We start from the raw sequence: 16,048 nt of genomic DNA on the forward strand, positions 1-16,048 counted from the left end.
ATGACGCTCCGCGTCATGAAGGTGCCCTTGCTTTGTTCTCAGGTGGTGGTGGCGAAGGCCTGGTCGAGGATGGTGAGGCCGCGGTCGAGGTCTTCGTCGGAGATGACCAGGGGCGGGAGGAAGCGGAAGACGTTGCCCCAGGTGCCGCAGGTCAGGGTGAGCAGGCCGGCCGCGTGGCAGGCCTTGTTGACCGCGCCGGTGAGGACCGGGTCGGGATCGAGGGTGCCGGGTTTGACGAGCTCGATGGCGATCATCGCGCCGCGGCCGCGGACCTCGGCGATCTGCGGGTACTTGTCGGCCAGGGTGGACAGCCGGTCGGTGAGCACGGTGCCGATGCGGCGGGCCGCCGTGGTGAGGTCCAGGTCGCGCATGGTCTGGATGGAGGCCAGGGCGGCGGCGCAGGCGAGCGGATTGCCGCCGTACGTGCCGCCGAGGCCGCCGACGTGCACCGCGTCCATGATCTCCGCCCGGCCGGTGACCGCCGCGAGGGGCAGGCCGCCCGCGATGCCCTTGGCCGTGGTGATCAGATCCGGGACGACCTGCTCGTGCGTGGAGGCGAACCAGTCGCCGGTGCGGCAGAAGCCGGTCTGGATCTCGTCGGCGACGTACAGCGCCCCGTTCGCCGATGCCCAGGACGCCAGCGCGGGCAGGAACCCGGGCGCGGGCACCACGAAACCGCCCTCGCCCTGGATCGGCTCGATCACGATCGCGGCCACGTTCTGCGCCCCGACCTGCGTCGTGATCATGTCGATGGCGCGGGCGGCGGCCTGCTCGCCGGTGAGGCCGTCGCGCATCGGGTACGACATCGGCGCTCGGTAGACCTCCGGCGCGAACGGCCCGAACCCGTGCTTGTACGGCATGTTCTTCGCGGTCAGCGCCATGGTCAGGTTCGTCCGGCCGTGGTAGCCGTGCTCGAACACGATCACCGCGGACCGCCCGGTGGCGTACCGGGCGATCTTCACGGCGTTCTCGACGGCCTCGGCGCCGGAGTTGAACAGCGCCGAGCGCTTTTCGAAGTCACCGGGCGTCAGCTCGTTGAGCTGCTCGCACACCGAAACGTACGACTCGTACGGCGTCACCATGAAGCAGGTGTGGGTGAAGCGTCCGACCTGTTCGCGCACCGCGGCGACGACCGCGGGAGCGCTGTTGCCGACGTTGGTGACGGCGATGCCGGCCGCGAAGTCGATCCACTCCCGCCCGTCGACGTCGGTCAGCGTGCCACCGCTCGCGTGGTCCACGTAGGAGGGGAGCACCGAGCCGACGCCGCGGGCCACCGCGCCCACGCGCCGGGCGTGGATCTCAGAGGACGTGCTCAAGGTCATTCTCCGATGTTGTGCATGACGTGCTTGACCCGGGTGTAGTCCTCCAGGCCGTACGCGGACAGGTCCTTGCCGTACCCGGACTGCTTGAAGCCGCCGTGCGGCATCTCGGCGACCAGCGGGATGTGGGTGTTGATCCACACGCAGCCGAAGTCGAGGCGCTTGCTCAGCCGCATCGCCCGCCCGTGGTCGGCGGTCCACACGCTGGAGGCCAGCCCGTACCGGCAGTCGTTGGCGTAGCGCAGTGCCTCCGCCTCGTCGGCGACCTTCTGCACCGTGATGACCGGCCCGAACACCTCGTCGGTGACGATCTCGTCGCCTTGGATCAGGTCCGCGACCACGGTCGGGGCGAAGAAGTAGCCGCGCTCGCCGACACGCTCGCCGCCGGTGGTGACCCGGGCGTGCGCAGGCAGCCGCTCGATGAATCCGGCGACCTTGGCGAGCTGGTTGGCGTTGTTCAGCGGGCCGTAGAGCACGTCCTCGTCGTCGGCCGCGCCGGTCTTGAGGCTGCGGGCCTGCTCGGTGAGGGCTTCGACGAACGCGTCGTACGCCCCCTCGGTGACCAGCACCCGGGTGGCCGCGGTGCAGTCCTGGCCCGCGTTGAAGAACCCGGCGATCGCGATGCCCTCGGCGGCCGCGGCGATGTCGGCGTCGTCGAACACCAGCACCGGGGCCTTGCCGCCCAGCTCCAGGTGGGTGCGCTTGAGCGCGGGCGCGGCCGACGCGGCGACCTCGGACCCGGCCCGGGTGGAGCCGGTGATGGAGACCATGGCCGGGGTCGGGTGGGCGACCAGGGCGCGGCCGGTGTCGCGGTCGCCGCAGACCACGTTCAGCACGCCCGGCGGCAGGAACTCGGCCGCGATCTCGGCCAGCAGCAGCGTGGACATCGGCGTGGTGTCCGATGGCTTGAGCACGACGGTGTTGCCCGCGGCGATCGCCGGCGCGAACTTCCACACGGCCATCAGCAGCGGGTAGTTCCACGGCGTGACCTGCGCGCAGACGCCGATCGGCTCGCGGCGCACGTAGCTGGTCATGTTCGCCATGTACTCGCCCGCCGAACGCCCCTCCAGCAGCCGGGCGGCCCCGGCGAAGAAGCGGATCTGGTCGATCGCGGGCGGCAGCTCCTCGCTCGCGGTCAGGTGCAGCGGCTTGCCGGTGTTGCGGCTCTCCAGGGCGACCAGCTCGTCGGCGCGCGCCTCGACCGCATCCGCGATCTTCAGCAGGGCCTTCTGGCGCTCGCTGGGCGTGGTGTCGCGCCAGGTCTCGAAGGCGGCGGCCGCCGCGGCCATGGCGTCCTCGACGTCCTGCTTGCCGGAGACCGGCGTCTGGGCGAGAACTTCCCCGGTGCACGGGTCGATGAGGTCGGCGTAGCCGCCGTCGACGGGAGCTACGTACTTTCCGTTGATGAAGTTGGCAAGTTTCTCTGTCATCGGTGGCATAGAGCTATCCTCGCGACGAAATCCGTGTCGAGCAAGGGTCTTGAGCAACTGTTTCCGTGCGTTAGGGTGGGCGTATGGCCGATCGGACCCCGTACTGGATCGCCGGTTCCCCGGAGACCAGTGATGATCTCGTTGATGTACGCAATCCCTACGACGGGCGCGTGGTCGGTCAGACCGCCAACGCTACGCCTGAGCAGGTCGAAAACGCGGTAGCGGCCGCGGCGTCGGTCGCGCCGGACGCGGCCCGGCTGCCCGCCGCGGCACGTGCCGCCGCGCTCGACCACGTGAGCCGCCGGCTGGCCGAACGGGGCGACGAGATCGCCGCGCTCATCAGCGCCGAAAACGGCAAGCCGCTCATGTGGGCCAAGGCCGAACTCGGCCGCGCGGTCTCCACCTTCCGCTGGGCCGCCGAGGAGGCGCGCCGCTTCTCCGGCGAGCTGATGCGGCTGGACACCGACCCCGCCGCGGCCGGGCGCATGGCCGTCGTACGGCGCTTCCCCAAGGGCCCGGTGCTGGGCATCAGCCCGTTCAACTTCCCGCTGAACCTGGTCGCGCACAAGGTCGCCCCGGCGATCGCGGTAGGCGCGCCGATCATCGTCAAGCCCGCCCCTGCCACTCCGCTGTCCGCGCTGCTGCTCGGCGAGCTGCTGGCCGAGACCGACCTGCCCGCGGGCATGTTCTCGGTGGTGCCGGTGCCCAACGAGCGCGCCGCCGCCCTGGTCGCCGACCCGCGGCTGCCCGTGGTCTCGTTCACCGGATCCGGGCCGGTCGGCGCGCAGATCCAGGCCGCGGTGCCGCACAAGCACGTGACGCTGGAACTGGGCGGCAACGCCGCCGCGGTGGTCTGCTCCGACTACGCCGACCTGGCCTGGGCGGCCCAGCGCATCGCCCTGTTCAGCAACTACCAGGCCGGGCAGAGCTGCATCGCGGTGCAGCGGGTCATCGTGCACCGGGACCAGGCCGAGGCGTTCGTGCCGAAGCTGGTCTCGGCGGTGCAGGCGCTGAAGACCGGCGACCCGGCCGCCGCCGACACGCAGGTCGGGCCGATGATCAGCGAGGCGGCGGCGGAGCGGGTGCAGAGCTGGGTGGACGAGGCCGTCGCGGCCGGTGCGACGGTGCTGACCGGGGGCACGCGTGACGGCGCCACCTACGCGCCCACGGTGCTGGCCGACGTGCCCGCCGATGCGAAGGTCGCCTGCGACGAGGTGTTCGGGCCGGTGCTCGTGGTCTCCACGGTGGACTCCGACGAGGCCGCGTTCGCCGCGGTCAACGACTCGGCGTTCGGCCTGCAGGCCGGTGTCTTCACGAGCAACCTGCAGACGGCGTTCGCCGCGCACGCGACGTTGCAGGTCGGGGGCGTGATCGTCGGCGACGTGCCGTCGTTCCGCGCCGACCAGATGCCGTACGGCGGCGTGAAGGGCTCCGGCACCGGCCGCGAGGGCCTGCGCAGCGCCATGGACGACTACACCGACCCCCGCGTCCTCGTCCTCACCGGGTTGCAACTCTGACGATCGCGCCACAACCGACAGTGATCGCGAAACGCGCCCCGGCGGCCTCGGCCCCGGGGCGCGCACGTCCGATGGCCGTCGTTGATCGTTCGACTTGCCAGGCACCTGTGCGAATCGTTGTTCAAGATACGCACGAGTGCCTGGCAAGTCGGGCGATCTTGGTCGATCGTTCATGCGGGATACGTGCGCGCCCGGCCCGGGTACGTAACGTGCGGTGGTTAGGGTGAAGCAGATAGCTGAGGCTTAAGGAGATGTTGTGTCTGACCTGTCCCAGATCGTCAAGGCGTACGACGTTCGCGGCACCGTGCCGGACCAGCTGAACGAGCCGGTGGCCGGTGCGCTGGGCCGGGCGTTCGCGCAGACGCTGCGGGCGCTGGGGGAGGACCGCGGGACCGTCGTGGTCGCGCACGACATGCGCGACTCCGGTCCGTCGCTGGTCAAGGCCTTCACCGACGGCGTACGCGCCGAGGGGATCAACGTGATCAACGCGGGTCTCGGCTCGACCGACCTGCTGTACTACGCGTCCGGCATCCTCGACCTGCCCGGGGCGATGTTCACGGCGAGCCACAACCCGGCCCAGTACAACGGCATCAAGCTGTGCTTTGCCGGGGCCAAGCCGGTCGGGCAGGCCAGCGGCCTGGCCGCGATCCGCGAGCGGGCGCAGGAGCTGCTGGACACCCGGGCCGAGATGCCCGCTCCCGCGGGCGAGATCGAGACGCGCGAGATGCTGGCCGACTACGCGGCGCACCTGCGCCTGCTGGTGGACCTGCGCGGGATCCGGCCGCTGAAGGTGGTCGTCGACGCCGGCAACGGCATGGGCGGGTACACCGTGCCCGCCGTGCTGGGCGACGCGGTGCTGGACCCGCTGCCGCTGGAGATCGTGCCCATGTACTTCGAGCTGGACGGCTCGTTCCCGAACCACGAGGCCAACCCGCTGGAGCCGGCCAACCTGGTGGACCTGCAGGCCGCGGTCCGCGAGCACGGGGCCGACCTGGGCCTGGCCTTCGACGGCGACGCCGACCGCTGCTTCGTGGTGGACGCCGACGGCGCGCCGGTCTCCCCGTCGGCGGTGACGGCCCTGGTCGCGACGCGGGAGCTGGCCAAGCACCCCGGGTCCACGATCATCCACAACCTGATCACCTCGGCGGCGGTGCCGGAGATCGTGCGCGAGCACGGCGGCACCCCGGTCCGCACGCGGGTGGGCCACTCCTTCATCAAGGCGGAGATGGCGGCCACCGGCGCGGTCTTCGGCGGCGAGCACTCGGCGCACTACTACTTCCGCGACTTCTGGGGCGCCGACACCGGCATGCTGGCCGCGATGCACGTGCTGGCGGCGCTGGGCGAGCAGTCCGGACCGCTGTCGGAGCTGGGCGCGCAGTTCGAGCGGTACACCTCCTCGGGTGAGATCAACTCGGTGGTGGCGGACCAGGGCGCGAAACTGGCGCAGGTGCGCGCGCACTTCGCCGGGGAGAAGCAGGACGAGCTGGACGGCCTGACCGTGACCTTCGCCGACGGCAGCTGGGTCAACCTGCGCGCCTCCAACACCGAGCCGCTCCTGCGGCTCAACGTCGAGGCGGCGACGCCGGAGCGGATGTCGGAGCTGCGCGACGAGGTGCTGAAGCTGGTCCGTGGGTAGGCTGCTTCGCGGAACGTGGTGAGAGCCCGCGACGCGCCTCTGGCGCGTCGCGGTGCGCCGCGTTCGGAGCTCAGCCGGCGATCTGAAGGAGCCTTACGTGTCGCTCGCCCCGCAACTGCTCGAAGTCCTCGCCTGCCCGGCGGAGGATCATGCGCCGCTGACCCACGACGCCGAGGCGCAGACGCTCACCTGCACCTCCTGCAGCCGGGTCTACCCGGTGCGGGACGGGCTGCCGGTGCTGCTGCTCGACGAGGTGCTCACCGCCCCGGCGGGTGAGTGATGAGCGGCCCGATCGACGGCGCCGCGGGTGTGCGCGGCAACCGCTTCTTCGACGAGGCCCTGCTGGACAACGCGCCGGCGCTGGCCGCGCGCGACCCGGGCGGCATGCTCCGGGCGATCGCGTCGGCCGGCGCGCAGGTGCGCGAGGCCACCACGCTGACGGCCGAGACCGACCTGAGCCACCTGGCCGACGAGGGCCGGCCGCGGGCGGTCGTGGTGGTCGGCGCGGGCACCGCCGCGCGGACCGGTGACATCCTGACGACGATCGCGGGGCCGCGCTGCCTCGTGCCGGTGCTGACCCACCGCAGCGTGGAGGTGCCGGGCTGGATCGGCGCGGCCGACGTGGTGATCGCCGTGTCGGCGTCGGGCCGCTCGCCCGAGGCGCTGGCCGTGGCCGAGGTGGCGGGCCGCCGCGGAGCGCGGCTGGTCGCCATCGGCGCGCCGGGGTCGCCGCTGCAGTCGGTGGCCGAGCGCTACCGCGCCCCGTTCATCCCGGTGCCGCGCCGCGGCGCGGCGCGGGCCAACCTGTGGGGCCTGACCGTGCCGGTGCTGCTCACCGCACGTGCGCTGGGCCTGGTCAAGGTCAACGAGGCGGACCTCGCCGAGACGGCGGTGCGCCTGGACCAGGACGCCGACCGCTGCCGGCCCACCGCCGAGACGTTCGTCAACCTCTCCAAGACCCTGGCCCTGAACATGGCCGGCTCGGTGCCGGTCATCTGGGGCGACTCGCCGCTGGCCGCCGTGGCCGCGGTCCGGTACGGCGACATGCTCTCCGCCAACGCCCGCTACCCGGTCGTCACCGATGCGCTCGGCGAGGCCGGCCGCGGCCGGGTGGGTCTGCTCGACGGCGTGTTCGGCGCGCTCGCCGCGCTGGAGCGGGACATCTTCGCTGATCCCGAGCTCGACGACGTGACGGCCGACCCCCCTCGTCTGCGGGTGGTGCTGCTGTGCGACGGTGGGCTCGCCGACGAGAACAGTGCGGCGCAGACGACGGACCGGCGAGCCGAGGTGGTGCAGGACATCGCGGCGAGGCGCGGGATCGAGGTGGACGTGCTCACCGCCGAAGGCGGATCGGCGCTGGAGCGGTTCGCCTCACTGGTCGCGGCGACGGACTTCGCCTCGGTCTACCTCGGCCTCGGGCATGGCCTGGATCCGATGGCGGTGCCGGCCGTCACGGAGCTGAAGGAGCAGTTGCGCAAGTGAGCGAGCGAAGGCTCAACAACAACGAGGTTTCGGCATGAGCGCGGGAGGCGGCACCAAGGCGATCGTCGCCGCGCTGCTGGCGAACGTGGGTATCGCGATCACCAAGTTCATCGCGTGGGCCCTGTCCGGGTCGTCGTCGATGCTGGCGGAGGCGATCCACTCGGTCGCCGACTCGGGCAACCAGGTGCTGCTGCTGTTCGGCGGCCGCCGGGCCCAGCGCCAGGCGACCCCGCTGCACCCGTTCGGCTTCGGCCGGGAGCGGTACATCTACGCGTTCATCGTGTCGATCGTCCTGTTCAGCGTGGGTGGCCTGTTCGCGCTTTATGAGGCGTACCACAAGTACCACGAGGCCATCCACAGCGAGAACAAGGGCGCGATCACCAGCTGGCAGTGGCTGCCGGTTACGGTGCTGATCGTCGCGATCATCCTGGAGTCGTTCTCCTTCCGGACCGCGATCGTCGAGTCCAACGCGGTGCGCGGCAACGCCTCCTGGAAGGAGTTCATCCGGCGGGCCAAGGCGCCGGAGCTGCCGGTGATCCTGCTGGAGGACCTCGGCGCGCTGGTGGGTCTGATCTTCGCCCTGTTCGGCGTGTCCATGACCCTGATCACCGGTAACGGTCTGTGGGACGCCCTCGGCACTATGATGATCGGTCTCCTGCTCGTCGTCATCGCCGTGGTGCTGGCGATCGAGACCAAGAGCCTGCTGCTCGGCGAGTCGGCCACCGACGAGCACGTCAAGGCGATCGCCTCGGCGATCGAGAGCGGGCCCGAGGTGGAGCGCCTGATCCACATGCGCACCATGCACCTCGGCCCGGAGGAGCTGCTCGTCGCCGCGAAGATCGCCGTCAAGCACGACGAGACGGCCGATGACGTGGCCAGGGGTATCGATGCCACCGAGCGGCGCATCCGCGAGGCGGTGCCGATCGCCAAGCTGATCTACATCGAACCGGACATCTACCACCAGAAGGGCTGAGAGTGCGCCGACTCCACAACCGCATCCGGCCCTACGCGTGGGGCTCGCGTGACGTGATCGCGCGGGTGCAGGGCCGGCCCGTGCCCAGCGAGGGCCCCGAGGCCGAGCTGTGGGTCGGCGCACATCCCGACTGCTCCTCCCTGGTGGACGACGTTGCGCTGGTCGACGTGATCGCGTCGGCGCCGGGCGACCTGCTCGGTGCCGACGCGCTCGACCGCTTCGGCGTACGGCTGCCGTACCTGCTCAAGCTGCTGGCGGCGGAGCGCTCGCTGTCGCTGCAGGCGCACCCCGACGCGCGGCAGGCGGCCGACGGCTACGCGGCCGAGGACGCGGCCGGCGTGCCGCGCGGGGCCGCCCACCGCAGCTACGTCGACGGCAACCACAAGCCCGAACTGCTCGTGGCGTACACCGAGTTCGAGGCGCTCTGCGGGTTCCGGCCCGCGGCCGAGTCCGCGGAGCTGGTCGACGCGCTCGGCGTCATGGCGCTCAAGCCGGTGGTCGGCGCGCTGGCCGTGGGGGACCTGCGGGAGGCGGTGCGGGCGCTGCTCAGCTGGCCCGCGGCGGCTCGCGCCGAGCTGGTCGACCAGGCGGTGGCGGCGTCCGGGAACCTGCCGGACGGCCCGGCCGGCGGAGGTCCGCGCGGCCTGGTGCGGCTGCTGGCCCACGACTATCCCGGCGACGTCGGGGTGCTGGTCGCGCTGCTGCTCAACCACGTGGTGCTGGCCCCGGGCCAGGGCATCTGGATGCCCGCGGGCAACCTGCACGGCTACCTGCGCGGGGCCGGGGTCGAGATCATGGCGGCCAGTGACAACGTGCTGCGCGGCGGGCTGACTCCCAAGCACGTGAACGTGCCGGAGCTGCTGCGCGTGCTGCGCTTCGAGCCGCTGCACTCACCGGTGCGCGATCCGGAGCCGGTCGCGCCGGGCGTGGACACCTGGTCGGTGCCGGTGGAGGACTTCCGGCTGCACCGCATCCGGCTGGACGGCGGCGAGGCGGCGCTCGACCCGGCGGGTCCGCGTACCGCGCTGTGCATGGCGGGGGCGGTGACCGTCGCCGACGGCGCGGGCTCGGCCCGGCTGACCGGTGGCGAGGCCGCGTTCGGCGCCGCGGGCGGCGGCAAGATGATCTTCGCGGGCACCGGAGAGGTGTTCCTGGGCTCGCTCTGAGCGCAGCCCTGTTCCACAACAGACGCACGGCCTGGCCGGTTGAAAATGAACCCCATTTCTCAGCCGGGCAGGCCTTTTCGCGTACCCGGGGACCGGCGCGACACGGCGACGCGCGCGACTTGAGGGTTCTGCTTGACAGCCGAAGTGCGGAGTGTAGCCTTTTACTCACGCAGCGTTATCGGGATCATTTCAGTCCGAGCCACGCGCGGGGGAACCAAACCGGGGGGAGTGTGGCCCGGTCTTCGAGGCGGAGGGTCCGTCCGGAGACCGGGCCACACGTATGACCCCGGGCCGACGCACCGGCGGAGCCGGTTCTCGGACCCTGGGACGCGGAGAAGTACGCTGTACCTCGCACTGGTCAGCCGACCGATTGGGAGTTCATCTATGGCCCGCACCCTTGCCCCCGGCGACTTCAAGGTCGCCGATCTGTCTCTCGCGGCGTTCGGCCGCAAGGAGATCCAGCTCGCCGAGCACGAGATGCCCGGCCTGATGGCGGTCCGCCGTGAGTACGCCGCCGCCCAGCCGCTGGCGGGGGCACGCATCGCCGGTTCGCTGCACATGACCGTGCAGACCGCGGTGCTGATCGAGACGCTGGTCGCGCTGGGCGCCGAGGTGCGCTGGGCCAGCTGCAACATCTTCTCCACCCAGGACCACGCCGCCGCGGCGATCGCGGTCGGCCCCGAGGGCTCCCCTGACGCGCCGGCCGGTGTGCCGGTCTTCGCCTGGAAGGGCGAGACGCTGGAGGAGTACTGGTGGTGCACCGAGCAGATCCTGCAGTGGCCCGGCGGCGAGGGCCCGAACATGATCCTCGACGACGGCGGTGACGCCACGCTGCTCGTGCACAAGGGCGTCGAGTTCGAGGCCGCCGGCGCGGTGCCGTCGCCCGAGACCGCCGACTCCGAGGAGTACGCGATCATCCTCGGCGTGCTGCAGCGCTCGCTGGTCGAGGACGCCAAGCGCTGGACCACCATCGCGGCCGGCATCAAGGGCGTGACCGAGGAGACCACCACCGGCGTGCACCGTCTCTACGAGATGCAGCAGACCGGCTCGCTGCTCTTCCCGGCGATCAACGTCAACGACTCGGTCACCAAGAGCAAGTTCGACAACAAGTACGGCTGCCGCCACTCGCTCATCGACGGCATCAACCGGGCCACCGACGTGCTGATCGGCGGCAAGGTCGCGGTCGTGGCCGGCTACGGCGACGTGGGCAAGGGCTGCGCCGAGTCGCTGCGCGGCCAGGGCGCCCGGGTCATCGTGACCGAGATCGACCCGATCTGCGCGCTGCAGGCGGCGATGGACGGCTACCAGGTCGCCACCATGGAGGACGTGGTCGCCACCGCGGACATCTTCATCACCGCGACCGGCTGCAAGGACGTCATCACCGGCGAGCAGATGAGCCGGATGAAGCACCAGGCGATCGTGGGCAACATCGGCCACTTCGACAACGAGATCGACATGGCCGGGCTGGGCAAGATCCCCGGTGTCGAGCGGATCAACATCAAGCCGCAGGTGGACGAGTGGCGCTTCGCCGACGGCCACTCGATCATCGTGCTGTCCGAGGGCCGGCTGCTGAACCTGGGCAACGCCACCGGGCACCCGTCGTTCGTGATGAGCAACAGCTTCACCAACCAGGTCATCGCGCAGATCGAGCTGTTCACCAAGCTCGACCAGTACCCGGTGGGTGTCTACACGCTGTCCAAGCAGCTCGACGAGAAGGTGGCCCGGCTGCACCTGGACGCCCTCGGCGTCCGGCTGACCGAGCTGACCAAGTCGCAGGCCGACTACCTCGGCGTGGCTGTCGAGGGTCCCTACAAGGCGGACCACTACCGGTACTGAACCGGATCGCCGAAACGGAGGAAGGGCGCCCGCTCGGGCGTCCTTGTCCGTGTTCTGGACCGGCTCCAATGAAGTGACCGGGATCGACTTCTCAGCTGATGGACACCTACGCTAAGGTACGCCTCGCCTTACTAAGGCAAGGCTGGTCTATCAACTGAGGTGGTGCCATGGATGCCAACGTCTTCCTCCCCACGTTCCTGATCGGGCTGCGGGAAGGCCTGGAGGCGACGCTCGTCGTCACCATCCTGGTGGCTTTCCTGGTCAAGACCGATCGCCGGGACCGGCTGCGCTTCGTCTGGCTCGGGGTCGCCGTGGCCGCGGCGCTGTCGGTCGGCTTCGCGGCGGTGCTGCAGTACACCAGCGCGCACCTGGAGTTCGAGCGGCAGGAGCTGTTCGAGGCGATCACCTCGATCCTCGCCGTGGTGTTCGTCACGTGGATGATTTTCTGGATGCGCCGGGCCGCCCGCTCCATCTCCGGTGAGCTGCGCGCCAAGCTCGACGCCGCCATCGCGCTCGGGCCGCTCGCCGTGGTCGTCACCGCCTTCCTCGCCGTCGCGCGCGAAGGCCTGGAGACCTCGCTGATCTTCTTCGCGACCGTGCAGGGCGCGACCTCGACCTGGTCGGTGGTCGCCATCCTGGCCGGCATCGCCACCTCCATCGCGCTGGGCTTCCTGATGTACCGCAGCGCCCTGAAGATCAACCTGACGAAGTTCTTCACCTGGACCGGGGTGCTGCTGGTGCTGGTCGCCGCGGGCATCCTCAAGTACGGCGTGCACGACCTGCTGGAGGCGGGCGTGCTGCCCGGCCTGAACACGCTGGCCTTCGACATCTCGACCGCCCTGCCGCCGACGACCTGGTACGCCGAGCTGCTGCGCGGCACGTTGAACTTCACCCCCGCGCCGACCGTGCTGGAGACCGTCGCCTGGGTCGCGTACGCGGTGCCGGTGCTCGTGCTCTTCCTGCTGCCGCACCGTCCGGCGACGCCGCCGGCCGCCCCTGCTCCCGCTCCCGCGCCGGTCGCCACCGGCGGCGACCGCTGAAACCACCCCTCGAAACACAGGAGCCACCCATGCGCAAGCTCTCCGTGCTCACGGCGACCGCCGTGCTCGGCCTGGGCCTGTCCGCCTGCACCACCGACCCCGAGCCGGCCGCCCCCGGTGACACCACCGGCCCGATCGCGGTCAAGGCGACCGACTCGACCTGCGAGGTCGGCCGGGCCGAGACCGCCGCCGGCACGGTCACCTTCACCATCACCAACGGCGGTGCCAAGGTCACCGAGTTCTACGTGTACGCCGCCGGCGACCGGGTGATGGGCGAGGTCGAGAACATCGCGCCCGGCTTGACCCGCGAGCTGAAGGTCGAGCTGACCGCCGGCACGTACGAGACCGCCTGCAAGCCGGGCATGATCGGCAAGGGCATCCGGGGCGCGTTCAAGGTCACCGGTTCGGCCGCGCCGTTGACCGCCGACGCCAAGCTCGCCGAGGCGACCGCGAACTACCAGCGCTACATCCAGAGCCAGACCGCGGCGCTGCTGCCCAAGACCGAGGAGTTCGTCGCCGCGATCAAGGCTGGGGACGCCGAGAAGGCCAAGGCGCTTTTCCCGATCGCGCGCACGTACTGGGAGCGCATCGAGCCGGTGGCCGAGATCTTCGGCGACCTGGACCCGAAGATCGACGGTCGGGCCGAGGTGATCGAGGAGGGCATGGCCTTCACCGGTTTCCACCGCCTGGAGCAGGACCTGTGGGAGAAGAAGGACATCTCCAAGTCCGGCCCGATCGCCGACCAGCTGCTGGTCGACGTGAAGGAGATCGTGGCCAAGGCCAACGCGGAGAAGCTGTCCCCGCTGCAGCTGGCCAACGGCGCGAAGGAGCTGCTGGACGAGGTCGCCTCCGGCAAGATCACCGGCGAGGAGGACCGCTACTCGCACACCGACCTGTGGGACTTCGCCGCCAACGTCGAGGGTTCCAAGGCCGCCGTGCAGGCGCTGCGCCCGACCCTGGAGGAGCGCGCCCCGGAGCTGGTCACCGCGCTCGACACCGCGTTCGCCAACGTGGACACCGCGCTGGGCAAGCACCGCGCCGGTGACGGCTGGAAGCTGCACAACCAGCTCACCCAGGCCGAGCTGAAGGAGCTCAGCGACGTGATCAACGCGCTCGCCGAGCCGATCAGCAAGGTCGCCGCAGTCGTCGCCAAGTAGTCCCGTCCGCCGGTCCGGGAGCTCCTACGGCTCCCGGACCGGCGTCGGATCCCGGAAGAGGTGGAGCAGATGGTTTCGCGACGGGTGGCCCTGACCGCGGCCGGAGTCGGCATCGCGGGTGTGGCCGGCGCGGCGGCCGTGGGTGCCGCAATGATGGACGAGGACCGGTCGCCCGCGGCGGCGTCGCCCGGCGACGCGGTGCCGTTCTACGGCGAGCACCAGGCGGGTATCGTCACGCCCGCGCAGGACCGGCTGCACTTCGCCGCCTTCGACGTGATCACGAAGGATCGCGCGAAGCTGGTCGAGATGCTGCGCGAGTGGACCGCGGCGGCGGCGCGGATGACCCAGGGCCGGGACGCGGGCCTGCTCGGCGCGGTCGGCGGCCAGGCCGAGGCCCCGCCGGACGACACCGGCGAAGCGCTCGGGCTGCCGGCCAGCGGCTTGACCCTCACCATCGGCTTCGGCCGCAGCCTGTTCCGCGACGCGGCAGGCGTGGACCGGTTCGGCATCGCCGACCGGATGCCCGCCGCGCTGGAGCCGCTGCCGCACTTTCCGGGCGACGCGCTGCGCCCCGAGATCAGCGACGGCGACCTGTGCGTACAGGCCTGCGCCAACGACCCGCAGGTGGCGGTGCACGCGATCCGCAACCTGGCCCGGATCGGCTTCGGCGTGGTCAGCATTCGCTACTCGCAGCTCGGGTTCGGGCGCACCTCCAGCACGTCGCGTGAGCAGGCCACCGCCCGCAACCTGATGGGCTTCAAGGACGGCACCCGCAACATGAAGCTGGAGGACACCGACCTGCTGCGCGAGCAGCTGTGGGCGCGGGCCTCCGACGGCGCGGACTGGATGGCCGGCGGCAGCTACCTGGTCACCCGGCGCATCCGGATGACCGTCGAGACCTGGGACCGCACCCCGCTGGCCGAGCAGGAGGCGATCTTCGGCCGGGACAAGGGCGAGGGCGCGCCGCTCGGGCAGGCCAAGGAGTTCGACGAGCCGGACTTCGCGGCCAAGGGCGCCGACGGCGAGCCGGTCATCGCGAAGGAAGCCCACATCCGGCTGGCCCACCCTGACTTCAACAACGGGGCGCACCTGCTGCGGCGCGGGTACAACTTCGTCGACGGCTCCGACGGGCTGGGCCGCCTGGACGCGGGGCTGTTCTTCATCGCGTACCAGCGCGACCCGCGCAAGCAGTTCGTGCCGGTACAGCGCAGCCTGGCCCGGGCCGACATCCTCAACGAGTACATCCGGCACGTCTCCAGCGGCCTGTGGGCCTGCCCGCCCGGCGTCACCGGCGACGGTGACCACTGGGGCCGGGCGCTGTTCGCCTGACCCGGGCGCAGCAAGGTATCTCGGCGAGCGGTTACATCTATTTTGATGTGGCCACATCAAAATAGATGTAACCGCTGACCCGGCCACACTCGCCCGCCGGCGGACGTGCCGCCGGGTGGTCCGGACAGACCCGCCCCGTCAGGCTGGGCGACCGGCCGGCAAGCGACCGTTGGTCCGACCCGGTCAGGCCGGCGCCGCCGGGCGCAGTGATCGCGAGTCGGCCGCAGAGCCGGTCGGCTGGCCGGGGATGAGCGGTGTGGAGCCACCGGGCGGGGTTCCGCCGGGGACGGCGGCGGGCACCGGGGTGGGCGCGGGTGCGAAGAGTTCCGGCCACAGCATGGCGTGGCTGGCGCGGTCGCGGGCCAGGCGGCGGGCGGCGCGGCTGTGCCGCTCGCCGATCACGGCCGCGAGATAGGCCCAGCCGGGGGTGTCCGCCGGGGGACCGGGCGTGACGCAGGCGGCGATCTCGGTGGCCAGGGCGTGCCCGAGCCGCGTGCGGTACGGCTCGCTCAGCCCGCGGCTGCGGGCCAGGAAGTGCCGGGCCGCGAGCGCCAGTTCGTCGTCGAGCCCGGTCAGGTCGAGGGTCGACGCCCAGCGGGCCAGCGGCGGCGGGGTCGTCGGGATCCAGCCCCAGCCCTCCGGGGTGCGGTCGTGGATGACGATGGTGCCCGCGACCACGTCGGCCAGGCGCTTGCCGCGCGGCGAGCCGGTCAGCACCACCAGGCTCACTGCCCAGTTGACGATCAGCAGCATGCCCGGCCACTCCAGCGTGGCCCCGACCAGCGCGCGGGTGAACGACTGGCGCAGCGTGATCGGTCCGCCGTCGTCGCGTACCACCCGCAGGCCCATCGCGAGCTTGCCCAGCGACCGGCCCCGGGTCAGCACGAGCATCAGCGTCGGATAGCCCACGGCCGTCAGCACCACGGCGATGATGTACGAGGCGTTCTGGCTCGCCGCATCCATGAGCCCGGTGAGGCCGAAGAACGCCAGCAGTCCCAGTGCCAGCCCGAAGAACAGGACGGCCTGGGCCATGATGTCGATCATCAGGGCGGGCACCCGCGAACCCGCGCGGGCCAGCCGGACCTCCAGGTGCACGGCCTCGCCGCTGACCAGCCCCGCCGTGCTCTGCACCGTGTCCTGCCCCTGCCGCATCGGCACAGTGA

At 71.2% G+C, this 16,048-nt stretch carries 13 protein-coding genes; 10 read left to right on the forward strand and 3 right to left on the reverse strand.

Annotated features, from left to right (window positions below):
* Window positions 1-38 precede the first annotated feature (38 nt).
* Both gabT and ACFQO7_RS26625 read right to left on the reverse strand, forming a co-directional pair.
* Window positions 39-1,316, reverse strand: a complete 1,278-nt coding sequence (gene gabT, locus ACFQO7_RS26620; RefSeq protein WP_376808935.1) for a 4-aminobutyrate--2-oxoglutarate transaminase — start codon at window positions 1,314-1,316, stop codon at window positions 39-41.
* A 2-nt stretch (window positions 1,317-1,318) separates the two neighbouring features.
* Window positions 1,319-2,749, reverse strand: a complete 1,431-nt coding sequence (locus tag ACFQO7_RS26625; RefSeq protein WP_376808936.1) for a gamma-aminobutyraldehyde dehydrogenase — start codon at window positions 2,747-2,749, stop codon at window positions 1,319-1,321.
* 83 nt (window positions 2,750-2,832) lie between these two features.
* On the opposite strand from ACFQO7_RS26625, the gene ACFQO7_RS26630 reads away from it, so the two are divergent.
* The 10 genes from ACFQO7_RS26630 (at window position 2,833) to efeB (ending at window position 14,885) form a co-directional block, all read left to right on the forward strand.
* Window positions 2,833-4,266 carry an aldehyde dehydrogenase family protein gene (locus ACFQO7_RS26630; protein WP_376808937.1) on the forward strand — a complete coding sequence of 478 codons (1,434 nt, stop codon included), beginning with the start codon at window positions 2,833-2,835 and terminating at the stop codon, window positions 4,264-4,266.
* A 256-nt stretch (window positions 4,267-4,522) separates the two neighbouring features.
* Window positions 4,523-5,902, forward strand: a complete 1,380-nt coding sequence (locus tag ACFQO7_RS26635; protein ID WP_376808938.1) for a phosphomannomutase/phosphoglucomutase — start codon at window positions 4,523-4,525, stop codon at window positions 5,900-5,902.
* 97 nt (window positions 5,903-5,999) lie between these two features.
* Window positions 6,000-6,182, forward strand: a complete 183-nt coding sequence (locus tag ACFQO7_RS26640; RefSeq protein ID WP_360522247.1) for a Trm112 family protein — start codon at window positions 6,000-6,002, stop codon at window positions 6,180-6,182.
* The gene (locus tag ACFQO7_RS26645) at window positions 6,182-7,384 is read left to right on the forward strand and encodes an SIS domain-containing protein (RefSeq protein ID WP_361040082.1); all 1,203 of its coding nucleotides are present in this window, start codon (window positions 6,182-6,184) and stop codon (window positions 7,382-7,384) included. The genes ACFQO7_RS26640 and ACFQO7_RS26645 overlap by 1 nt, the downstream gene beginning before the upstream one ends.
* 34 nt (window positions 7,385-7,418) lie before the next feature.
* Window positions 7,419-8,357, forward strand: coding sequence for a cation diffusion facilitator family transporter (locus ACFQO7_RS26650; RefSeq protein WP_361040080.1), 939 nt, complete (start codon window positions 7,419-7,421; stop codon window positions 8,355-8,357).
* 2 nt (window positions 8,358-8,359) lie between these two features.
* Window positions 8,360-9,523: a mannose-6-phosphate isomerase, class I gene (manA, locus tag ACFQO7_RS26655; protein WP_376808939.1), complete on the forward strand. Its 1,164-nt coding sequence runs from the start codon at window positions 8,360-8,362 to the stop codon at window positions 9,521-9,523.
* Between the two features lie 384 nt (window positions 9,524-9,907).
* Window positions 9,908-11,359, forward strand: coding sequence for an adenosylhomocysteinase (gene ahcY, locus ACFQO7_RS26660; RefSeq protein WP_376808940.1), 1,452 nt, complete (start codon window positions 9,908-9,910; stop codon window positions 11,357-11,359).
* Between the two features lie 167 nt (window positions 11,360-11,526).
* Window positions 11,527-12,399: an iron uptake transporter permease EfeU gene (gene efeU / locus ACFQO7_RS26665; protein ID WP_376808941.1), complete on the forward strand. Its 873-nt coding sequence runs from the start codon at window positions 11,527-11,529 to the stop codon at window positions 12,397-12,399.
* 29 nt (window positions 12,400-12,428) lie between these two features.
* Window positions 12,429-13,556, forward strand: a complete 1,128-nt coding sequence (gene efeO / locus ACFQO7_RS26670; protein WP_376808942.1) for an iron uptake system protein EfeO — start codon at window positions 12,429-12,431, stop codon at window positions 13,554-13,556.
* A gap of 69 nt (window positions 13,557-13,625) precedes the next feature.
* Complete coding sequence (gene efeB, locus ACFQO7_RS26675; protein WP_376808943.1) at window positions 13,626-14,885, forward strand: iron uptake transporter deferrochelatase/peroxidase subunit; 1,260 nt, start codon at window positions 13,626-13,628, stop codon at window positions 14,883-14,885.
* Between the two features lie 183 nt (window positions 14,886-15,068).
* Here efeB and ACFQO7_RS26680 read toward each other — a convergent pair whose 3' ends face one another.
* Window positions 15,069-16,037, reverse strand: a complete 969-nt coding sequence (locus ACFQO7_RS26680) for an RDD family protein (protein WP_376808944.1) — start codon at window positions 16,035-16,037, stop codon at window positions 15,069-15,071.
* Between the last annotated feature and the right edge of the window lie 11 nt (window positions 16,038-16,048).

The sequence above is a fragment of the Catellatospora aurea genome (genome assembly GCF_042663325.1).
In the GTDB taxonomy this organism is placed as follows: Bacteria; Actinomycetota; Actinomycetes; order Mycobacteriales; family Micromonosporaceae; genus Catellatospora; species Catellatospora aurea.